General features: G+C 46.6%; 16 protein-coding genes and 2 pseudogenes. 7 read left to right on the top strand and 11 right to left on the bottom strand.

The window, feature by feature from the left end; all coding sequences use genetic code 11:
* Positions 1-87: 87 nt before the first annotated feature.
* Positions 88-785: pseudogene (locus CMR00_07235) on the bottom strand (fumarylacetoacetate hydrolase).
* A 167-nt stretch (positions 786-952) separates the two neighbouring features.
* Here CMR00_07235 and CMR00_07230 point away from each other — a divergent pair.
* Complete coding sequence (locus CMR00_07230) at positions 953-2,095, top strand: carboxylate-amine ligase (GenBank protein PIO48003.1); 1,143 nt, start codon at positions 953-955, stop codon at positions 2,093-2,095.
* Between the two features lie 24 nt (positions 2,096-2,119).
* On the opposite strand, the gene CMR00_07225 is transcribed toward CMR00_07230, so the two are convergent.
* Complete coding sequence (locus tag CMR00_07225) at positions 2,120-2,479, bottom strand: hypothetical protein (GenBank protein ID PIO48002.1); 360 nt, start codon at positions 2,477-2,479, stop codon at positions 2,120-2,122.
* Between the two features lie 42 nt (positions 2,480-2,521).
* Positions 2,522-4,753: a TonB-dependent receptor gene (locus tag CMR00_07220; GenBank protein ID PIO48001.1), complete on the bottom strand. Its 2,232-nt coding sequence runs from the start codon at positions 4,751-4,753 to the stop codon at positions 2,522-2,524.
* A 224-nt stretch (positions 4,754-4,977) separates the two neighbouring features.
* Here CMR00_07220 and CMR00_07215 point away from each other — a divergent pair, with 224 nt between their 5' ends.
* Entirely contained in the window at positions 4,978-6,492 is a 1,515-nt protein-coding gene (locus CMR00_07215) for a polysaccharide biosynthesis protein (protein ID PIO48000.1), read from the top strand.
* A gap of 35 nt (positions 6,493-6,527) precedes the next feature.
* Here the strand turns inward: CMR00_07215 and CMR00_07210 are convergent, their stop codons facing one another.
* Entirely contained in the window at positions 6,528-8,414 is a 1,887-nt protein-coding gene (locus tag CMR00_07210; GenBank protein PIO47999.1) for a DNA mismatch repair protein MutL, read from the bottom strand.
* A gap of 199 nt (positions 8,415-8,613) precedes the next feature.
* Here CMR00_07210 and CMR00_07205 point away from each other — a divergent pair, with 199 nt between their 5' ends.
* From CMR00_07205 to CMR00_07185, 5 genes and pseudogenes are all read left to right on the top strand, one after another.
* On the top strand, positions 8,614-9,552 hold the full coding sequence (locus tag CMR00_07205) for a TIGR01777 family protein (protein PIO47998.1): 939 nt from the start codon (positions 8,614-8,616) through the stop codon (positions 9,550-9,552).
* Between the two features lie 92 nt (positions 9,553-9,644).
* Positions 9,645-11,255, top strand: coding sequence for a hypothetical protein (locus CMR00_07200; GenBank protein PIO47997.1), 1,611 nt, complete (start codon positions 9,645-9,647; stop codon positions 11,253-11,255).
* 17 nt (positions 11,256-11,272) lie between these two features.
* Positions 11,273-12,322 (top strand): hypothetical protein, encoded by a 1,050-nt coding sequence (locus tag CMR00_07195; protein PIO47996.1) that lies wholly within the window; start codon positions 11,273-11,275, stop codon positions 12,320-12,322.
* Between the two features lie 100 nt (positions 12,323-12,422).
* Positions 12,423-13,136, top strand: a complete 714-nt coding sequence (locus CMR00_07190) for a chromosome segregation protein ScpA (GenBank protein ID PIO47995.1) — start codon at positions 12,423-12,425, stop codon at positions 13,134-13,136.
* A gap of 48 nt (positions 13,137-13,184) precedes the next feature.
* Positions 13,185-14,458: pseudogene (locus CMR00_07185) on the top strand (hypothetical protein).
* A gap of 117 nt (positions 14,459-14,575) precedes the next feature.
* Here CMR00_07185 and CMR00_07180 read toward each other — a convergent pair.
* From CMR00_07180 to CMR00_07150, 7 genes are all read right to left on the bottom strand, one after another.
* Positions 14,576-16,243, bottom strand: coding sequence for a methylmalonyl-CoA mutase (locus tag CMR00_07180; GenBank protein ID PIO47994.1), 1,668 nt, complete (start codon positions 16,241-16,243; stop codon positions 14,576-14,578).
* Between the two features lie 219 nt (positions 16,244-16,462).
* Positions 16,463-17,614 carry a geranylgeranyl reductase gene (locus tag CMR00_07175; protein PIO47993.1) on the bottom strand — a complete coding sequence of 384 codons (1,152 nt, stop codon included), beginning with the start codon at positions 17,612-17,614 and terminating at the stop codon, positions 16,463-16,465.
* Between the two features lie 143 nt (positions 17,615-17,757).
* Positions 17,758-18,072 carry a hypothetical protein gene (locus CMR00_07170; protein ID PIO47992.1) on the bottom strand — a complete coding sequence of 105 codons (315 nt, stop codon included), beginning with the start codon at positions 18,070-18,072 and terminating at the stop codon, positions 17,758-17,760.
* 192 nt (positions 18,073-18,264) lie between these two features.
* Positions 18,265-19,965 carry a hypothetical protein gene (locus CMR00_07165; protein ID PIO47991.1) on the bottom strand — a complete coding sequence of 567 codons (1,701 nt, stop codon included), beginning with the start codon at positions 19,963-19,965 and terminating at the stop codon, positions 18,265-18,267.
* 57 nt (positions 19,966-20,022) lie between these two features.
* Positions 20,023-20,457 carry a hypothetical protein gene (locus CMR00_07160; protein PIO47990.1) on the bottom strand — a complete coding sequence of 145 codons (435 nt, stop codon included), beginning with the start codon at positions 20,455-20,457 and terminating at the stop codon, positions 20,023-20,025.
* A gap of 14 nt (positions 20,458-20,471) precedes the next feature.
* Positions 20,472-20,831 (bottom strand): anti-anti-sigma factor, encoded by a 360-nt coding sequence (locus CMR00_07155; protein ID PIO47989.1) that lies wholly within the window; start codon positions 20,829-20,831, stop codon positions 20,472-20,474.
* A 40-nt stretch (positions 20,832-20,871) separates the two neighbouring features.
* Positions 20,872-23,163 (bottom strand): hypothetical protein, encoded by a 2,292-nt coding sequence (locus CMR00_07150; protein ID PIO47988.1) that lies wholly within the window; start codon positions 23,161-23,163, stop codon positions 20,872-20,874.
* Positions 23,164-23,269 lie beyond the last annotated feature (106 nt).

Genomic DNA, 23,269 nt, shown 5'->3' with positions numbered 1-23,269 from the left:
CTTGTCGTAAATACGCTTGCAGAAACCATAGAGGCGTCCTGAAAAGGACGCCTTTTTTATTGCCTACTGCAATTTGATTAGGCGCGATCACTTTACGTGCGCCTGTAGGGTTGTTAGCACACGGTCTCCACCGTAGAGTGTAGCTGTGAGTGTATCACCAGAATTAACTTTGCCAACGCCTTCGGGAGTACCAGTAAAAATCAAATCACCTGCCTCTAAGCCGAAAATGTGCGAAAGGTAGGAGATTAAAAAGGGGATAGTAAATGTCATCTTGCGTGGATAGCCTTGTTGCACGAGTGCACCATTTTTTGAAGCGTGATCTTGAAGGTCTCTACAGCTTGCAAAGGATGTGCAACAAACTCCGAGACAGCAGCTGCCGTGCGAAAGCCCTTTGAGACAAGCCAAGGCTGACCATTTTGCTTAGCGCGAGTTTGCCGGTCGCGCAGTGTCATATCAAGCCCGACACCAAAGCCTGCAACATAATCAGCTGCTTCAGTTTCACTAATCGCAATAGCACGCTTGCCAATCAGGACGACAAGTTCAAGTTCGTGATGCATATCATGCGAAATGGGCTGACCTTTAAACTGCGGAATGCTAATGCACGCGCCAGAGTGCACCAGCGAACTGGCAGGTTTTGAGAAAAGAATGGGCTCATCAAGCGGCGCCTCAGCAAAATTTAGCCCAAGTTTTTCACGCATTTCTTTGGCATGGGCTTCATAGTTTTTGCCGACACAGTAAATCGTGCTAACGGTCAGGGTCCCCCCGTTGAGTGAAACGCTGCTCATAGTTGTGTTGCATGAGTGTTTGTGCAGAAAGAATAGTCATTTCTGACAAGAAAAGCTAAGGCGCAGCGCAAGCCGAGGAGCACGATGCAACTTTGGTAAAAAGTTAGTATCTTCCCGAAAAGCTCTATCCGCACTAACTGCATTTGCAACAAAGGAGCAATGAAGCGATGGAAAAAGAAAAATTCACGATTGGCATTGAGGAAGAATACCAAATTGTCGACCCACATACGCGCGAGCTAAAAAGCCATATTCAGCAAATTTTGGAGGATGGGACACGCGTCTTGAAGGAGCACATCAAACCTGAAATGCATCAGTCCGTTGTAGAAGTTGGCACGGGCATTTGCGCTAATATAGAAGAGGCACGTAAAGACCTGATGGGGTTGCGCACGGAAATTGCAAAACTGGCAATTTCAAAAGGCTTGCGCATCGTTGCTGCATCTACTCATCCCTTCTCTGACTGGAAGTATCAAGAAATCACTCAGCATGAGCGTTACCATGGATTGGTCAATGACTTGCAGGATATTGCACGTGCCAATCTGATTTTCGGCTTGCATGTCCACATTGGCATCAAAGACCGTGAGGCACAAATTGAGGTCATGAACCAGATTCGCTATCTTCTGCCGCATATTTTGGCACTTACAACCAGTTCACCATTTTGGCTCGGTAGACCAACAGGACTCTTTTCGTGGCGCACTCAAGTCTTCAAAAGTTTCCCGCGCACAGGTATTCCTGACATTTTTGATTCTTACACAGAGTTCGATGACTATGTCAAACTGCTGGTACAAACAGGCTGCATCGACAACGGCAAGAAAATTTGGTGGGATGTGCGACCACATCCATTTTTTGAGACCATTGAAATTCGCATCTGCGACATTCCTACGCGTGTCGATGAATCGCTGGCTGTAGCTGCACTGATTCAAGCGACAGCGAAAACACTCTACGACCTCTACAAACGTAACATGCAATTTCGCCACTACAGCCGCGCCTTGATTGAAGAAAACAAGTTCCTTGCCGCACGCTATGGCCTAACAGGACAACTTATTGACTTTAGTAAGAAACAAAAAATTCCAACCACCGACTTGATTTTAGAATTTCTGCGCTTTGTTGATGATGCCGTCGAAGAACTCGGCTCACGACGCGAAATCAACACCATCTACAAAATTTTAGAGCACGGCACCAGCGCACGCAAACAATTGCAAGTCTATGAAGAAACTGGTGGCGATATCAAAGCCGTTGTAGATTTTCTCATCAAAGAAACATTGCATGGCTTGCCCGTGGAATTGCCGTCTATGGCAAGTACAACGGCATGATCCATCTTAGCAAACTGCACCGCGTTAATTCTTTGGGTAATTCAGTGCATCATACGATAGCTTTTTGAGCATTAAAATAGCTTCAGCGACTTGAAGCAGTTCGCGCAGTTCCAAGACCTCTTCACGCGTGAAAGCCATAGTAACACCTGTCGGTTGCAGTGCCACAAACACCTTGCGATGATAAGGCTTGGATTCATTAGCAATTTCATAGCGATCAAGGTCAAGTTGATCAATGCATTGCTTGAATCCTGCAAGCCCTTTTGCATCAAAGCGCAAAAAAAGGTTGCCGAACTCGAGTTGAATGACATTGCAGCTAGCATCGCTAATCATGCACCCATGGCTGGTCTTGTGAATCGTCGTCTTGATTTGTCTCTGCTTTTGCATCGTTGATTGCTCCTTTCAAGGATAATGATAAGTGAAATTGACTTAGAGCGTAAGGCGTACGCCAAGTGTCGCCACGCGTCCCTCTGCAGGAATAATGCCCGGTCCTGGATAGCCACCAGCACGGCGCGTAAAATAGCGTCGGTCAAAAATGTTATTGACATTGGCTTCTAATGTAGCAAAACTCAATACGCGTGCCTGCGCGCTGAGGTCAAAAACCGTGTATTCAGGAATCACGCCTTGAATACCGTTAGCTTGAAAAAGCGTATTGTTGGCATCACTGAACGACTTGCCAACATAGCTACCTTGAAAGGTTAGTGAAAAAATAGAGCGATAACGGTAAGTAAGCCCGGCGCGCGCAATCCATTCCGGCGCAAATTCTACACGGTTACCCTGAATTGATCCTGAAAGGGGAGAGCGACTATCAGCAATGTATGTGGCGTTGATATAGCTCAACGCGCTAAAGAGGTCGAGTGAACCAAAGGTTTGTGCTGCTGATTTACCCCCAAAGGCAGCAATCGCATCAAACTCTACAAAGGCTTCTATCCCAAAATGACGACTTGTGCCTACATTAGTACGCAGACCGTTGGGGAAGCGTGCAGAGTCAGCGCCGAGTTGTGCACGGTTGAGTGTGCCAACACGGTCGCCATAAATCATGAAGAATGCACCAATATCGTATGTCAGAAACTCGTCAATGAAACCGCGAAATCCTACATCAGACGACCAGCCTGATGACGCACGCAGGTTCTCATCGACATCAATCAGTGAATTCTGAAATTGATCGCTAAATAAAGCCGGGCGATAGGCTTGCGCAATGTTGGCATACACCTCGAGTTCATCAAGTGGACGCAGCAAAGCACCAAGACCGAGCAGCGGTATGGCTTCACGGGTTGTTTTGTTCACACTGATAAAACCGCCGATAGGTTCAAAAAAAGCATTTGTACCACGACTGAACTGCCCGCTGCCAACTGTTGTGATGTAGTCCAGGCGTGCACCGGGCGTGAGCGAAAAAATTGGAGACAGCGCAAGTTTGAACTCTGCAAACGCGGCAAGATTCTGAACCGTGAAGTTCAGATCTAACGAGTGCTCACCACGAAAGGTCATATCGTAGCCCTCGCCATCAGCGCCACGTGCACGGCGGCGCTCTGTATTGCCCCGATAGTAGCGCACACCCGTGACGAATGCACTGCGGTATCCCAAAAAGTCAAACTCATGCAAAAGGCGAGCTTCGGTGCCAAAATTGGTGTAAAGGTCTTGATCAGCGCGCCGTGGATTGACAAGGCTATCAATAACAGTTGGCGCAGTAATTAGCCCGATGCTATTGCGCTGTGCAAGGAGGGCAAAGGCTTTCACACTAAGGCGTGTGTAGTCTGAAAAAATATGGTCATAACTTAATGTGGGAATTGCCCAAGGTGTGCTAAACCAGTCACGTGCGCGCGTGGCTTGTCGTGCATTAGCAGCATACTGTGCTTCAGTTAGCCCACCCGGTTGCTGCAAAAGATAGTTCATGTAGGTCAGGGAGAACCCCAGTTTGCCTGCGTCAGAGAGTTGGTAGCCGGCACGCGCATAGAAAGTCCCTTGCGTAAAGCGGTTATTTTCGCGCCAAGCTAAACCCGTGCGAAAGTTGAGATAAGTGTAGTAGTCAAACTTATCGACCGTGCCGCCAGCAGCTGTGTAGGTTGAATAAAATCCTGTTGAACCCAAGAGTTGAGAAGTCTCCAGCGTGAAAGGCTTGTCGCACGGAGCGGATTTCGTAATGTAGTTGAGCAACCCGCCGAATTGAGGACCATACTGCAAGGAAGCAGAGCCGCGCACGAGTTCAATGCGCTCAAGTGATTCGTAAGGTGGCGTGTAGTAGGCTTCAGGATAGCCAAAAATATCGGATGAGATGTCATAGCCATCTTTTCGTGTGTTAAACTCCCACGAGCGGTTTGGGCTAAGACCACGCACCGCCACACCAGCTTGAAGACCGCCACCGTCTTGCTCCCAGACAAAAACGCCAGGTGCACGCACAAAAGCCTGACGAGTGTTGTTCAAGGCAAAGTTGCCATTTGACCCTTGAATTTGAATGACCTCAGTCTTTTTGCCGCTGAAAATGCCTGTACCTTCAATGTCGCGTAAGAAACGCTTCGGAGCGCGAATGCCTGTAACTTCAACCTCTTTGAGCTCAAAAGACTTGATACTATCGAGCTGCGCCTCAGATAACTTGGCATCCTGACCCATCATAGCACAAGGTAAGAACAAGAAGAGTAAGAAAAGAGATAATTTGAACAGCATAGTAGTAGTGAAGATGAAATTGAGAGTTCATCTTTTTTTACTTACTTAGACTTAATCTAAATTAGATATAAAAGGAGAGAAATCCAAATGTGGAACTTAGGTTATCCACACGGGTGGGAACTGTCGGTGGTACATAGCATGCAAGCATGGGGCGTTAAGTTGCCGAAGAAGGTTTTATCTTGTGCGTTTGGAAGACCGAAAACAGATGAAGCACAAGCACGCGCATGTTCTCTAAACTGCAGGCACTGCTCAAGGATACCTCCATCTATGGCGTAAGCACCATTCTGGCACGAGGCTTGAATTATCTGCTGGTGCCTTTCTATGCGAATTTGCTCTCGGCGGACGACAATGGGATTCAAGGTCTGATTTACACAAACATGGCTTTCGCCATGATTTTCTACACCTACGGCATGGAGCAAGCCTACCTGAAATTTGCTGCAGATGCTGCTAAGAGAAATGAGCCGACTGATACAGTATTTGCTACACCATTTCTCTCTCTACTTTTTACATCCACACTGTTTTCAACGGGCATTGCACTCTTTGCTGAATCACTGTGCGATGCAATGAGCCTTGATCGTTCAGCAGCTATCTATGTACGACTTGGCGCCTTAATTCTCTTTCTCGATACGCTGATTACGATTCCGATGACGCGCCTGCGCCAAGAACGCCGTGCAGCAAAATTCGCCTTGATTCGCCTGTCAAATGTCGCTGCAACGGTCGTATGTAGTTTGCTCTTCCTGATACCGCTCAAACTGGGGTTGTTAGGTGCATTCTTGGGCAACATTGTCGGGTCGCTAGTTTCGGTGGTTTGGCTATTGCCTACCATGCGCTTGCCGCGTGTGGCATTTTCGCACGCGTTACTCAAAGAACTCTTGCGCTACGCGTTGCCCTTTGTGCCGAATGGACTGGCAGCGGCGCTCATTCACTTCATTGATAGAAATCTGCTCATTCGCCTCTCACCAGAGGATATTTTACGCATCTACGGTCAAGCTATGACCGCTGAAGCATTGGTCGGTATCTATATGCGCATCTATGCTTTTTCGACACTGCTTCAACTTGTCATTCAGATGTTCCGCTTTGCGTGGCAGCCATTTTTTTTGCAACATGCTTCAGATAGCGATGCCAAAGTGCTGTTCAGTCGCGTGATGACGCTCTCATCTATCAGCATGATCTTTATTGCATTTGTGGCGGCAGTCTTTGTACCGCCTCTGATTCAAACACACTGGTTTGGGCGATTTTACATTCTGCCGCCACCGTTTTGGATAGGCTTACCGCTTGTCCCTGTGCTATTTCTTGCGCCTGTGTTTGAAATGATGAATACTAATCTTGCTGCTGGGTTAATGATAGAAAAAAAGACCGAAGCCTTGCCGATTGTAACTGCAATTGGTGCAGCGATAACTTTTGTGCTTTGCCTTGTTTTAATTCCACAACTTGGCATGATGGGTGCTGCTATTTCGAGCGTAGCGGGATCGCTGGCAATGACGATAGGCACATATGTCTTTTCGCAGCGCGTGTATCCTAACGCATTTGAGTGGGGTAAAATTGGGCTTGCGTTTGCATCGGCAGTGCTGCTCTGGTGGGTCTCAACACAGGTCTTAGTGAGTCTGCTGTGGCAAGCTGTCGGTGTCGTCGTGTTTGTTGGAATCTTATCGATATTCTTTCGGCGCGAAATCCGTATGCTCGCAAAACGCATGCTGGTGCGTCAGACAGCGCTGGAAAAGCCGAGCGGATCTGAATGAGCAAGAGCATCACGTTCAGAGTGCATCAGGCAAATTCAGCGACCAAACATTTTGTCAAGCTCTTCCAACGACAGTTTGATGATAATCGGTCGACCGTGTGGGCACACATAGGGCATAGATGTAGCAAAAAGTTGATCAATCAAGACTTTCATTTCATGCTGCGAGAGTTTGTCGCCAGCCATAATTGCACTGCGACAAGCGTATGAGGCGGCAAGCGTATGCCGATGATCTAAAGAAAGTGTGGTTTTGTAGGTTTGATATTGCTCTAAGATATCGCGCAGGATATGCTCTTCGGAGCCTGCACGCACATCTGGCGGTATGCCTTCAATTAGAATGGTGCGGTTGCCAAAAAGTCGGAAAGAAAAGCCAAGCCGCACCAGATCGTCTTGAATCTCTTCTAAAATTTCAGCTTCCCAAGGTTTGAGCTCGAGGCGTTGTGGAAAGAGCAATTGTTGTGAGTTAGGCACGCCTGAGTTCATTACGGAGAGGGCACGCTCGTATAGGATGCGTTCGTGTGCAACATGCTGGTCGATAATCATGATGCCAGATTTGATTTGTGTCAGAATGTATTTGTTGTGGATTTGCCACACAAAGTTTTCACTTGTCTTCTCTTGGGGAGCGGTAGTATCGGATGGGAAGATAACTTGCTGTGAGGCAGGCTCAACAGGCAAAGCAGATGATGGAGCTATGCGAGAAAATTCGTCGTCCGAAAAGTGCTTGGAGGCACTGCGCTCTTGCATCTTGAGCAAGTCTTTGTAATCGCGGTAAAGTGCCTCTGTTGCACGAACCTCACGCTCGCGTGTCTCATAGCTTAGGCGTTTGGAAATGCCCACAAAATTTGGCTCTGTGGGCGACTGTGTCATTGGGGTAGGCGATGAAAGAAAAATTGGTGGGTCTGTACTTGACTTATCTTCAATTTTCACAGCAGGAGAAAAGTCCAAGCGATGAATGGCGCTACGCACAATAGCATGTACCATTTGATAGACATGTCGCTCATCGTCGAACTTGACTTCGAGTTTTGAGGGATGCACATTAACATCAATGCGCTTTGGGTCGAGCGTAAGATGCAGTAAGTAAAAAGGCTGTTCGCGTTCACCAAGCAGTTCGCCGTAGGCTTGCGCAACAGCATGTGAAATCAAGCGGCTTTGTACCACACGGTGGTTAATGAAAAGAAATTGCTCGTGCTTGCTGCGCTTGGTCATCGCTGGCTTGCCTAAGTAGCCTTTCAGTGACAGCACAGCGTTGTGCTCAGAGACTTCAAGCAAGCCTTGCGAAAAATCTTTGCCGAAAAAGAAATCGAGCCGCGCCAGTAGTGCTTCATCTTTGAGACGAAAAACATCTTCGCCGTCGGAAATGAATGTAAAGGCAATGTCAGTATGAATCAAAGCTTGGGCTTGAATGGTTTCGTAGATATGCTTGAACTCCGTTGCATGAGACTTGAGAAACTTGCGTCGTGCAGGGACATTGAAGAAGAGATTACGCACACTGACTGATGTGCCATCTGCACCTTGTGAGAAGGTTGTTTCTTGAAAGATTCCCCCATCGACGCGAACCAGCGTGGCAAGTGTATCCTCACGGCGTTTGGTTTTGAGCTCGACTTGTGCGACAGCAGCGATACTTGCAAGGGCTTCACCACGGAAGCCAAGAGTATGCAGGTTTTCTAAATCTGCCACATCTGAAATTTTGCTTGTCGCAAAGCGCTCAAAGGCAAGCACCGCGTCGTCGGCAGCCATGCCACAACCGTTATCGACAACTTGAATTAGGGTCTTGCCAGAGTCTTTGATATTGATTAAAATCTCATCAGCACCTGCGTCAATCGCATTTTCTAAAAGTTCCTTGACAACAGAGGCTGGACGTTGCACCACCTCGCCAGCAGCAATTTTGTTAGCGATGACATCAGGCAGTTTCTTGATTATTGCCATTGCTCTTAGTATTTTGTCAAAGTTTTATTCGTAAAGAGTCTATTCGCCATTCGTTCTACCAAAAGAACTCTTTCAACAAAACAACAAGTTATTAAGCAAAACCGCAGCATCCGAATATTTTGTTTCTGTTAAGTTTTTGAAAGTTTGAGAACGATTCTTTTTTTTGTAGGTTTCGCACTTGTATGCAAACCTTTCTCAAATGACAAAATCCGTAGTTCTGACCGGCGGCACAGGACTTATCGGCTCAGAAATCTTTAAGCAATTAAAAACAAAAGGCTACGAAGTTAAGCTGTTCGTGCGCGACACAGAAAAGGCAAAGCGCATGTTGCAAGGGGCGAAGGAGTATGTGAAGTGGGATGCACTGAAAAGTGAAGGCGCGTGGCAAGAAGAACTTGAAGGCGTAGATGCTGTAATTCACCTTGCAGGCACGCCTGTTGCAGCACGGTGGAATGACGAGTATAAGAAGCAGATTTATGACTCACGAGTCCTAAGCACGCGAAGCCTTGTGCAAGCACTATCCAAAGCTACAAAGAAGCCTGAGGTCTTTATCTGTGGGTCAGCAATTGGGTACTACGGTATTCAAGGATATGGTGAGAGTGTCGTGGAATTGACGGAAGAGTCGCCAGCAGCGAATGACTTTCTTGCTAAAGTTTGCGTGGATTGGGAACGTGAAGCCTTTGAAGCAGAAACTTTTGGCGTAAGAACGGTAGCTGTACGAACTGGTGTGGTGCTTTCTACAAAGAGTGGCGCGCTAGAAAAAATGCTGACGCCGTTCAAATTCTTTGCGGGCGGTCCGATTGGCTCTGGAAAGCAGTGGGTGTCGTGGATACATCTGGACGACGAGGTGGAGATTTTTCTCTTTGCTTTAGAGCGAAAAGATGTACGAGGCGTGCTCAATGCGACGGCGCCTGAACCTGTGATGATGTCGACGTTTGCAGATACGTTAGGTAAAGTGATGTCACGCCCGTCGTTCTTTGCTGTGCCAAAAGCAGCGTTGCAAGCGCTCTTTGGTGAAGCAGCGGATGTAATTGCAGAGGGGCAGCGCGTTGTGCCAAAACGCTTGCAGAGTTTAGGATTCACATTCAAGTATCCGCACTTAGAAGTTGCTTTGAGAGACATTCTGCAGCGCGGGCGATAACCTGCAGGCAAAGGAGCATCAGATTTGAAACTTGGAGTTTTTGACAACAAGACGTTCCTGAACATCCTGAACAACTAATTATTTTGCTTGCTATGGCTGACAAGAAAGACAATCAACAACTCACGTTTCAATACACCGAACTTGTCATTTACGGTGTGCTTTTTCTACTGTTGGTGGCTGCTGTCTTTGTGCTCAATATCAATCTCTCTAACGAGAGCCGCCGTGATACTGAACAAATCTTTTGCGCTACGAAGCAGCAAGAATACTGGGGGCGCGCTTACCGCAATTTGCTCAAGACACAAACTACACTGGCAGAATACGAATTAGTGATAGACGATAGCACCCAACTTGCCCTAGCTGAACAAAAGCGCGCAACAATCGACACAAGTTTCCGTCTCTATCGCCGCTCCATTGAAATTTTTGATGGAACAGTCAAGGCGCTCGACAAAGGCGGAAAGATTATGCTAGAAGGCGCGCAGTATGAAATTGAGGCGGTAAAAGACGACCGCGCTCGCAAGTATATCTTGGATATTGCAAACCGCTGGTATCCACGCGCTGATTCGCTTATTGGTATTGCGCATCAATATGAAGGCACGCGTAAACTCAATTCAGATATGCTGCTTGCCGCTATTGATTTTGCAGTGCAGAATGATGAACTGATCCTTGCTGATAACCGCGACTTTATCGTCAAGCTCGGCGAATTAGCCGCTGAGCGTCAAACAAGGCTGCAGACAATTCAAATCATCGCCTTGATTGCCAGCATCGTCGTCTTCGCCGTGATGGCGGTGCGTCTGACGATTTCACTGCGTAAGCAAGCCAAAATCATTCAAGAGTCGCAAGGTCAATTGGTACAGTCCGAGAAAATGGCGTCACTTGGTCAAATGGTCGCTGGTCTTGCACACGAGATGAATACCCCATTAGGCTTCGTACGCAATAATGTGGAAATCATCCGCGAAAACGAAAAGGAAATACAGGCTGCTTTCCATAGCGCCAATGCGGTGCTCAAGGATCTTGTAAAGGGCAACTATGCTGAAGTCGAGAAAACAATTCCTGAGACCATCAAAAAACTTGATGAGCTTGAGAAGATCGGTGTTGTGGATGAAAATAGTATGATGCTTGAGAGCGCATTGCAAGGTATTGACCGCATTCAGGAACTGATTGTAAATCTCAAGAACTTCTCGCGCCTCGATCAATCAATGATGCAGTCAGCAAGCGTCAATGAGTGCTTAGATTCTACATTAGTTATTGCAAACCACATCCTCAAACGCCATGTGACTGTGCATAAAGAATATGGACAATTGCCAAACATTCTCTGCGCCCCTGCTCAGCTTAACCAAGTGTTCCTGAACCTCATTACCAATGCGGCTCACGCTATGGAGAAGAAAGGTCAAGGTAACCTTTGGATTAAGACTTACATGTCATCAAAAGCCGATGAAGTGGTGGTGCAGATCTCCGATGATGGCACAGGTATCCCGAAAGAGATTTTGAACAAAATCTTTGACCCGTTCTTTACCACTAAACCCGTAGGTCAAGGCACAGGAATGGGGCTCTCTATCTCAAAGAAAATCGTTGAAGAGGGTCATAAAGGACGAATTGAAGTGAAAAGCACCGTAGGTAAAGGCACAGATTTCTTCATTTACTTGCCCATGAAGACAGAAATAAAAGAAGAAAAAGTCTTCGAAAATGTGCCAGCACTAAACTAAAAAGAACATTCTAAATTTTGCTGAAAAACCGTATCTTTGAAAATGATTTCAAACAGAGTGAATCTACTATGTCTACAGGTCAGTCGAACATCAATATTCTACTGGTTGATGATGAGCCGCTAGTATTGCAGTCGCTCTCTGCTACGTTTCGCCGTCAGTACAATATCTTCACTGCCACAAATGGTAAGGACGCGATTGAGATCGTCCGCCAAAACCAAATTCATGTTGTGCTGAGCGACCAGCGTATGCCCGGAATGCTGGGGCATGAAGTGCTGCGAATCATCAAAACGATTAGTCCAGCTACGATTCGCATTTTGCTGACAGGATACAGCGATCTGGACGCAATTATGAATTCTGTAAACTCGGGCGAGGTGTTCCGCTACCTCACAAAGCCATGGAAAGTCGACCAACTGCGTGAGACAGTAAGCGCAGCAGCTGAAATTGCAATGAAGGTAAGTCAGGTCTATCCTGACCGCGCGGACATCATGAAGAACAAAGCAAATGTCCCCATCGAAGAGATTGCCGAGGAAGAGCCGCCACCACCAATACCTGCTGAACAGCAAGGCTACTTGCTAATCGTAGAATTCAACCGTGAGCAGCTGAACACGATGATAAAAGTCTTCGAGAAAAAGTATAAGGTCTTGCCTGCTGGCTCAATTCAAGAAGCCTTTGAAGTGCTCTCAAAAAATCCTGTGGCTGTGATGGTTACTGACCTCAATCTTAACAGCGAAGATGGAATGGATTTTCTCTATGCAGTTAAACAAGAATATCCTGACATTGTTACAATTCTGCTCACGCAAGTACGTGATGCTTTACTTGCAATTAAATCCATTAACGAGTTCCAAGTCTTTCGTTATCATGTAAAGCCATGCTCGGTAGAAGATTTGGATAAGACCATACAAGCTGCATTTGAACGCGCAAGAACTTACAAAACACAGCCGTCACGCAATATTCATGCCATCGCTCAGCAAGTTACGCCAAAAATTATTGAGCAGCAAGCAACAGAAAAAGGCAATTGGTGGCGCGACAAACTACGTGCAGCAAAGAAACTCTTCGGCGTGGGCTAAAATCAGCACAAAAAGTCAGTAAATTAAAGTCGCTCGTAAATCGGGTGACTTTTTATTTTTAAGCATATCTGCAAGTCTTCAAAAATCTGCACCTCACATCATGTATCGTGTTGCACTCTCGGAGTTTGAGGGACCGCTTGATTTGCTACTCTTTTTTATCAAGCGCGACGAACTCAATATCTACGACATTCCCATTTCCAAAATCACAAACGATTTTCTTGAGTATTTAGAAGCGCTGCAGACACTTAATCTGGAAGTCGCTGCAGATTTCATCTATATGGCATCGGTACTCATGAGCATCAAGGCGAAAATGCTCTTGCCGCGCCCAGAGGTAACTGAAGGTGAGCTGGACGAATTCGATCCACGTACAGAACTTGTGCAGCGGCTCTTAGAATACAAACGCTACAAAGAAATGGCACACACCATCCAACAGCTTGAAGAGCAGCGTCGCAAACACTTCCCACGCCTACACTTCGAGAGCATTGAAGCCCCACTTGCCGAAGAACCCTTGCTCAAACGCCCTACACTCTTTGACTTGATTCAAGCCTATCAATATGCACTGACCCATATGCCTAAAAAAACAGTGCATGAAATCAAACGCATTCCTGTAACGATTGAGCAACAGTCAGAAAAAATTTTAGCACGACTTGAAACCAGTTTGCAACTCTCGTTCTTCGAATTCGTGCGAGATGCACAAGAGCGCATTGTGGTCGTTGTAACATTTCTTGCCATCTTGGAAATGGCAAAAGCGCACTTGATTACCATTCTTGTGCGCGAGGATTGCAATGACTTCTGGATATCTAAAGTTGCTTAAAGTTGCTTAAGCCGCACAAACAGTTCAATTGATGCTTGTCTCAACACCATGCCTGAAATCACTGCGTTTAGAGGACTGACTTACAATCCTCAAAAATCAGCGCATTTGACGATGTGCTGTGCCCGCCTTACGATGTCATTTCGCCAGAGCAGCAAGAAATGCTCTACGCTAAATCGGAGTACAATGCTGTGCGGCTCGAGTTGCCAAAAGAAGAAAACAAATACGATGTGGCAGCTGAGCGCCTGCAGACCTGGCTGCATCAGGGTGTCTTGCAGCAAGATCCAGACGAGGCGATTTATCCCTACTACCAAACATTTACTACAAAAGACGGGAAGACCTACACACGCAAAGGCTTTATTGCACGATGCGGGTTGTATGAGTTTGATAAGGGAGTTGTCTTACCACACGAAAAAACACTCTCTGGTCCAAAAAAAGATCGCCTGCAACTTTTCATCAAAACGAAAGCCAACATCAGCCCAATCTTCGGACTGTACAGCGACAAAGAAAAACTGACCGATGTGGCACTTAACGATTTCACACAGCGTGCAACACCATTCATAGACGCTATGGATTATCAACAGGCGCGCAATCAAGTCTGGCGATGCACGGACAGAAGTATCATAGAGCATGTCTGCCAAGTACTGCGCGAGAAACAAATGTTTATTGCTGACGGGCATCACCGCTATGAAACCGCAATTAACTACCGCAACTTACGAATGGCGGAAAATCCAAATCACACAGGCAAAGAAGCCTACAACTTCATCATGGCATTTATGACGAATATGTTTGATGAAGGACTCGTAGTTTTTCCAACGCATCGCTTGGTGCATAGTTTGCCCAATTTCGATCTGGTAGGACTGCTTGAAAATCTCAATCTATTTTTCGGTGTGCAAGAGCTCTCGGATAAGCAGAGACTTAAGGAATTTCTTGCGCTGTATCCACGCAGTGCCTTTGGGCTTGTAACGCCCTCAAAAATTTTCGGTATTCATCTTGCCTGCGATTTAGACAAAGCGATTCCAGAACCGATGCCGCATGAACTTAAAGCGCTCGACGTGACACTACTACATCATCTTATCATCGGCAAAATGCTAGGCATTTCCGCAGACGCACAAGCCTTACAGAGCAATTTGAATTATTCAAAAGATATGGATGAAGTCTTTGAGAGTGTGCAATCAGGCAAGGCACAGCTGGGTTTTGTGATGAATCCTACAAGTGTTGCCGAAGTAGAAGCTGTCTCAAAAATTGGCGAGGTGATGCCGCAGAAATCTACCTTCTTTTTCCCGAAGGTGCTTACAGGTGTTGTGATTCATAGCCTTGAATAGCGCAGGCACACAAAGCGATAGAGCAAGAACTGAGACGCGCGGCGCAGAGCATGTTCAGGCTTGCACCGTGCATCTCAATTCTTACTATTCTTACTTCTCTGCAAAATCGCTGTGATGTCAAAAGACAGGTGTTTCTTCGTAAATACCAAATACTTCACGCAGAACATCGCAGATTTCACCAAGCGTTACATAGCGATGCATGGCTTCAACAAGATGAGGCATAAGGTTTGAGCCATCTTGTGCAGCTTGACGAATATGCGCAAGCGATTCATTGACAGCATCTTGATTGCGTGAAGCTTTAACTTCACGAAGGCGCGCAATTTGCTTCTCTTCGACTTCGGGCGTAATCGTCAGAATTGGAATTTCAATCTGCTCATCAGGTTCTTGAAATGCATTCACACCGACAATAATGCGCTCCTTGCGATCGAGTTCTTGTTGATAGCGATAAGCAGCATCAGCAATTTCTTTTTGCATATAGCCTTGCTCAATTGCTTCAATGACGCCGCCAAGTTGGTCAATACGCTCAAAGTACTTTTCGACTTCCTGTTCCATTTTCAGTGTCAGCGCTTCAAGGTAGTAGCTGCCGCCGAGTGGGTCAACCGTGTTCGTAACGCCAGTTTCATACGCGATAATTTGTTGCGTTCGCAGCGCAATTTTGACGGCTTTATCGCTAGGCAAGGCAAGTGCTTCGTCCATGGAATTTGTATGCAGTGATTGGGTGCCGCCAAGCACAGCTGCAAGGGCTTGAATCGCCACACGCACGATGTTATTCTCGGGCTGCTGAACTGTGAGCGTGCACCCAGCAGTTTGGGTGTGAAAACGCAATTGCCATGAGCGCTCGTCTTTGGCACCGTATTTGTAGCGCAAACGTTTTGCCCAAATTTTACGTGCAGCTCTAAACTTGGCAATTTCTTCAAAGAAGTCGTTGTGTGAATTGAAGAAAAATGAAATGCGCGGCGCAATCTCATCGACATCAAGTCCAGCAGCAAGGGCATGCTCAAGATAGCAAAAGCCATCAGCAAGCGTGAAAGCCAGTTCTTGCACCGCTGTAGAGCCAGCCTCACGAATATGATAGCCACTTACCGACACGGGGTTAAACTTCGGCATTTCTCTTGCACAATACACAAACATATCCGTGATGATGCGCATCGACTGACGTGGCGGATAGATGTATTCTTTCTGTGCAATGTATTCTTTAAGAATGTCGTTCTGAATAGTGCCGCGTAATTTACGAATGTCGCGACCTTGACGCTGTGCCGTAGCGATATACCCAGCAAGCGCAACCATGGCGGTGGAGTTAATCGTCATTGAGGTAGAGATCTCTTCCAAATTGATGCCCTTGAAGATAATCTCCATATCGGCAAGTGATGAAAATGAAACGCCACAGACCCCGACCTCACCTTTAGCAAAATCCGAATCACAGTCATAGCCCATAAGTGCTGGCAGGTCGAACGCAACAGAAAGGCCTGTTTGACCGCGCTCTAAGAGAAAGTGATAGCGAGCATTGGTTTCCTCGGGCGTGGCAAAGCCCGAAAAAAGGCGCATGGTCCAGAGTTTGCCCCGATAAAGGTTGTTGTGAATCGAGCGCGTGTAGGGAAAATCACCACTATGACCGATTTCAGTGTTGTAGTCAATGTCTTTGATGTCAAGTGGCGTGTAAAGCGGCTTGATTTTCTCCCAGCTAAGGTTTTCATATTTGCCAGGCAGTTCTTTTGTCTGACGGTTCTTTTCCAGCCACTTTTGATAACTGGCTTCTAATTGCTCAAAATCAGTTGCACCAAACATAGAGTGTGTCATTGTCAAAGTTGATTGGATACGCTTATTTGAGACGACAAATTACACAAGTTTTGCAAAAACAAAATCGCTCTATAACTGAGGAACTATAACCGAGGAAGCAGTGGGTAGATAAGCGTAATTGAGTGCGGAGTATTAGCACACATGCCCTGATGAGGCGCAGAAAAGCTCAAGCTTGAAAGCTTGCATGCTTTCGTGCTGTTTGATCTATCAGTGCCCGATAGCAAGGTGGTAGATATTCTTTGCCATAATTTTGGCTTGTACCCAAAGCGGCGCAGGTACCATTTTTTTGTAGAGATATGAATCGAAGGTGATTTGCTGCACGTGCTTATCCTGACAGATTGCAACGAAACTTTCACGCAAGCGATCGTTGCGGTAGTAGAGCCACTGCAAGAGGGCTAAGCCGGCATAAATCGGGAAGTATGTTTTGCGAAAGGTTTTCTCGTAACTTGCAAAAGATTTGGTGCGTCCTGCCATCACATCAAGTAAAGTGTGCGCAGCCATTTTCCCACTTTTCATAGCAAAGAAAATGCCTTCGCCGTTTGAGGCAGTAACCAATCCAGCGGCATCCCCGACAAGTGCGGCATTGCCTTTGACAAACGACTTACGCGGGTGCATAGGAATCTTTGCAGCCTCTTCGTAATACGGCTCTACTGTCAGACCTAACTTTTCACGAAAACGCTTCTGCAACTGTTTGATATTGCCGTTGATGTCCTCTGTGCCAGTGCCGACAGCGATGTGGTCGGCTTTTGGAAAGACCCAGGCATAAAAGTCAGGTGAGACTTCGCCGTCGAACCAAATCTCGACAAGGTTATGATACCGTTCAAGTTCAGGCACATAGTGGAAGCGTTGTTGCATTGCCACGGCTTTGAACTCATTAGGAGGAAACTCAAGCTCATGTGCAGTTTTGGAATTTGCACCATCTGCACCGATGACATACTTTGCTTGAAGTTCAGTTACGCCAGCACCTGTGCTATCTGCAAAAATGTGGTAGCCATCGGCAAGCGGTTTGATGGCACGCATTTTAGCTTCAATGAGTGTGGCGCCTGAATGTGCGGCGCGTTCACGCAAGAACTTATCGAAGCGCTCACGGCGTACCATGCCGACATAGCCGTTTGGCATAGACATTTCAATCACGCGCCCTTTCGGAGAACGAACCGCCATATGCGTTACCTTGCGCTCAATGAGGTCTTCTGCAATCTCGAACTCTTCGACAAGTCCTAATGGAATTGCGCCGCCGCATGGCTTTGCATTGTTCAAATTGCGTTCTAGCACTACTACATCGAGCCCGGCTTTGGCAAGTTCGTTGGCAGCAGTTGCACCAGCTGGACCGCCACCGATAACTGCAACATCACACTTCATAAATGAACTCCTTACTTCAATGTTTCAAGTTTATAGCAAAAAGAAGTTACACTATGCGTGCGCAGGAAATGTGCAGAATTCTACTCTGAAGCAGACGATTTGGACGATTTTCGTAGGAAGTGAAATTTTTAGGACAAGGTTGCTCAATAGACGCGCTGCACAGTTTGCAGTGGCGCTCTGAGAAGTTGCGCACGGCGATTTTTTGGGCATAGACGAGCAACAACTATAACCTCCGAGCCTGCAGGAAGCTCTTTGAGCGTTGGGGTATTCGTCAAGCGAAACTCAATAACATTGTCAGATGAGCTAGACTCTTGCCGTTCAGCTTTGCAAGCCCATAGCCGATTGAGATGCAAAATCCAAGCTTGACAAAGGCTGATGTCGGGCAGTTGGTTACCACTGCTTCGAAGTTGCAAGTTGCCAAGCAAGTGTTTCTTGGGCGCATCGCCGACGGTAGGCATTAGGTCATACCACAGTTGAGCCGAAAGTGAAACTTTCGTACCGTTCAGGGTAAGTTGCGTTGGGGCGTTCCTGAGGTGTTTTTTAGACGGCATACCCGACTGCGCTGATACTTGTGGTGCGATAGTGAAGGTCGTAAGAGTAAGCAGCAGAGCATAAGGCATCAGACGCATTGTTGACAAAGGGTTATGTATTTACTTGAGTTTAAGGCATACAGCTGTGATATCATCATACTGTTGCCCTTCTGGCTGAAAGGCTTGAAGCTCTTGAATAACGCTTTGAAGAATACATGATGCACTGTCATTTCGGTGTGCGGTAAGCAAGGCTTCGAGGCGTGCTTCACCGAACTCTCTGCGCTCGCTGTCCATAGCTTCAGTAATCCCATCCGTATAGAGAAAGAGTACATCGCCCGATTGCAAAGTATGCTGTTCAGTTTGATATGGTGAAAGCGTAGGAATCACACCGAGAATGATGCCGCCTTTTTTCAGCGTGTTGAACGAACCATCAGCGTGAATGAGATAGGGCGGATTGTGCCCAGCATTAACAGAGACAAATTCGCGTGTCTTAAGGTTTAAGATACCGCAAAAGCATGTAGCAAACTTATCGTCAGGCGTGTTTTCATACATAATCGTGTTGATTTTTCCAACTACCTTAGCAAGGTCGAACGTGGCAGGCTGATAGGAGAGCAAGTAAGCTTTGATGGAGGCTTGTAGATTTGCCATCAGCAGTGCTGCGGGCATGCCTTTGCCTGTAACATCAGCAATGGCAACGAAAAGATGTTCATCATCCAACCGCATGACATCGTAATAGTCGCCACCAACTTGCAGGGTAGGGATATTCACTGCAGCAACCTCATAGCTTGAACCCACAGGCAAAGCCTTAGGTAGGAGCGCGGCTTGAATTTCGCGCGCAACTTGCATTTCCTTTTCAATGGCTTGCTTCTTGAGCGTTTCTTCAAAGAGCCGTCGTTGCTCCAAAGCGTTTGCGGCTTGTGAAGCAGCAAGAGCCATAAAATTCAAGTCGGAGTCGGAAAAGGGAGTTTCGCTGTATCGTGCACTGGTGAGCAGCAAGCCGAGTGTCTCATCGCCAGTGCGCAAGGGCACGGCAACACGCACATCAGCGGCATAAAGTTCGGGATAGATTTCGCGCTGTAATTTGACAGGTGCACTAATGTCGAAGAGTCGCTGCAAGTCGGCTTGTGCAAGCGGTGGGGTATCAAAGCCTTGATAGGCTTCTACATGAATCGTGCTACCTTGCTTTGCATACACCGCACAACTTTTGATGAACATTTGCCCAGCGATAGATCGCAGCATCAGGCGCAGAATCTCCTCGCGGCTCATGGCAACATTATACTCCTTAGCAAGCTCGAGCAGCGTACGCAATTTCTGCACCGATTGGTCCAAGGAGCGGCGTTGCTGGCGCAGTTCAAGCAACGTGTATGCATTTTCAATGGCTGTAGCAGCCAGTGAGACAAGCGACTCAATGAACTTTTGCTCAGTCGATGAGAAGGGCGCTTTATTAAGTTTTTCTCCAAGCCCTAAATATCCAATTTCACGTTTGGGTGAAATGATCGGAAAGAGCGTGAGATGAAATTGTGCCGCAAAAGCATCTTTATCTGAAAAAGTGTAGGGGGCGTCAGTAAGACCTCGTGCCTGCTCTAAGCGATAGACTTTCTCCAAATTCTCTTGATACGACTCGGTAATAATGCATGCGCGCGTGAGCAAGAGTTTACCCATCACAGTTCTTAAAATGTGCGACAAGATGAATTCTAACTCGTCAGATGAATTGAGAATCTGACTCGTCTCCAAAAGCGAGTTTAAGTCGAGCTGAAAGACCGCCGAGCCGTCAGGATTTGCGGCAGACCCTACTGCGGGTTGAGTGTGTGCGTCTGACATCTTTTGGATACTTTCGGTCAAGATAGACGTAAATGTGTAAAAATCGTGCTGTGAAACCTACTGGCTTGAATCAGGCAGGCGTTTCGTGAGCGTAAGACGGTTGTGGGAGCCATGCACAACATACTCAATGTCATCGACCAGCATGTGAATGAGTTTAATACCCAAGCCGCCGCGTCTTCGTTCTGCAAGATAGACCTTCATATCTGGTGCAACATGCTTGCGCAGATCATAGCTTTTGCCGTCATCATCAATTGTGACCGCAAAAGACTTCCCATTGGTTTCAATTCCTATATTGATATGGCGTGATGGGTCGCTATTGTACCCGTGAAGAATGACATTTGCGCAGGCTTCATCAGTAGCCGTAACAATTTTCTCAGCGTCGTTCCTAGAGAAGCCAAAACGAAGAGCTGCATCACGCACAAATTGGCGCACGCGTTCAAGCTCATCTGTTTGACTATGTATGGTCAGCGTCGCTCGAGTCTTATCCGACATTGCTCCACGAAAAGTTAAGAGGCTGCTGATGTTTTAAATTTCTCAATGGCTTCTTTCTCATCGGCATAGATTTCATAGAGCATCGGGAATCCTAAAAGGTCAAATATCTGATAAATTTTCTCGGGCATATTCGAGAACTTGATATCACCACCTTTTGCACGAATATCATCAATAAATGCCATGAAGACACCAAGTCCTGCGCTAGAAATGTAGTTAAGTTTGGAGAAGTTAATAATGAGGTTGTAGTGCTGCTTTTGGATAAGATCTTGAATAGTGCGCTCAAGTTGAACTGAAGTATGCGCATCGAGATCACCCGAAAGATCGAGAATAGTAACATATTCACTGGGGCGAACGGTAGCTACAAATGATGTCATATTGGTTCATCAAATTGAAGTTTAAGTTGAACTAACTTTTTTACATTTTGCTCTCCAAAAAGGTTTCATGTTGATGGCCTTGCGTGTCTGCACAGCGTTTAACAACTAGAATCGTCAGGTCATCTTTGATACTGCCGCCGTCACCAGCAAAGAGGTTGACTGCATTGACGACTGCATTTTTAATTTCGGTAGCGGAATGACATCGCAATGAACTCAGTGTATGCAAAAGTCGTTCAAACCCGAACTGTTCATCACTTGCATTCACGGCTTCGACAAGCCCATCGGTATAGAGCACCACGGCATCGCCCGGCTGCAACGAGAGTTCTGCTTCAGTAATTACGCTGTTGAAGAGCGGCCCCTTGTCCAAGCCCAATGCAAGACCACGCATTTTAATCATCTGTGCACCATGCTCATTTAGCAAGATCATAGGGCAATGTCCAGCGTTTGAGAAGCGCAGGGTATGATGTTCGGCGTCAAAAATGGCATAGAATGCACTAACAAAGGACTTTTTATCCAGACTACGCCAGAGTGTTTGGTTAGCGCGCTGCAGCAAGTCAGTAGGATGATCGGGATAGAGTGTGCACAGCGACTGAAAGATGCCTTTAAGTTCAGCCATGTAAAACGCTGCGGATACACCTTTACCCGAGACATCTGCGACAATAACCCCGAATTTGTGAGCATGACCATTTGGCGTATTTAGCAGCATGTAGTCGTAGAAATCACCGCCGACTTCAAAGGCTGGATAAGAGACACTATCCATTTCATAGCTGCGTACGGTAAGTGGCTCAGCAGGTAGAAGTTGCAACTGAATTTTTTGTGCCACAGAAAGCTCCTGCTGCATGCGTTCTTTGTCAATAACTTCATGGATAAGGCGAGAGTTCTGAACGGCAATCGCAGCTTGGTCGGCAAATGAAGTAATCAAATCGATATCATCTTTGACAAAGCCATACTCAACATCTTTGGCAACAGTCAAAACGCCAATGAGCGAAGCGCGCGAAATCAGCGGCACAGAGAGCGTAGAGACAATCTTTTCAGGTTCCTTGCTGCCTTTACTTCGGAAACGGCGCACCCATGCTTTAAGCGGTGTGATATCTTTTTTCACAATGCGTTTATCTGTTGCAACATCGTTGATACTAATCTGGCGTGGCTGATGCACCATTTCTTCCCACAAAAACTGGGCTTTCTCAGCAAAGCGATGCAACTGCTGCTCTGAGACATTCTTCCGAATGATGGTTTTGAAAAATCCTGCACTGGTTTGCCATTGCAAGTTTGGCAGGCGACTTGCCGTAGTGGCATCAATCGTTTTCTCCCCAAAGGGTTGGTAGAGATCAAACCAAGCACACGCTGAAGCCCCTGCAGCACCGCACGCATAGTCTACCAAAGACGAATAAATTTTTTCTTCATCGAGGACTGCTGCAGCAAAACGGCTCATAGCGTTGAGATTCCTGACCTCCGAAGTCTTGCGTTCCAGTGCTTCTGATGTAGGTAAATACAAAAGCAGGGTAATCAGTGTAAAGATGAGATACAGAGACAAAAAACCCTTCAGACTTATAAGAAACGAGCCAGCGACGCTGCTATAAGCTGAAAGATGAGCATCAACATCCAGCAATTGCAGAATAATCAGTTCAGCTATAGTAAGGATAACAAAAAGCAGAGCTTGAAGTTTATGGTTGCGGCTCAGGGGCAATATCCACGAGAGTCGAAACGAGTTAATCAACATCATAATGACAGTAGCTGTACCAACAAGCAGCATGAAAAGGTTATCAAGGTCAAAGCGTGATTCACTTGGAAATGAGCCAAACTCAGAGAGTGATATAAGCACAAACAACGCTATCATCACTAGAAAGTTGAACTGTGTATTTTTCGTGCGACGAAAGAGTATCAATCGCTCCAAGATCACCAGCGCCATAAGCAAAATGATTCCGAGACTGACAGCGATAAAGTGCGTCTTGAAGACGGTGTGCAGAGACTGTGGACGCAGAATACCCGTAGGCGGTACAACTTCGTATTTAGAATGCGGTAGTATCCAGTAAATTAGGAGGTTTGAGAGCATCAGCAATCCAAGCAGCATAAAACCTTTCCAAAGGGCATTGACGGGTTCTATCCAGACTGGAGAATCCAGCGGCGCGCTGCGTCTCAAACGATCGCGGATAACAAAATACATGACCGCAACTGCAACGGATGCAAACAAATCCTTGAGGAAATACAATCCACCTGAGAGCATACGCGCGCGCTGCGCATAGAAAAGACCGATGTCAATAAAAAGCAGGAAGACTTCGGAGATAATCGCAAGCGCAACAAAAGAGTATATGAGGCGCGATGAATTTTGCATAACACTGCATAACACTGAATATAAGAAAACTCTATCGCCCGCTCAGCACAATTGCAACGCATAATTGTGCCGCTGTGTTACGACAATCAAACCTTTACAACATCTG

Source organism: [Chlorobium] sp. 445 (assembly GCA_002763895.1).
Lineage (GTDB): Bacteria > Bacteroidota > Chlorobiia > Chlorobiales > Thermochlorobacteraceae > Thermochlorobacter.
This window is presented reverse-complemented; position numbering and strand designations above follow the sequence as displayed.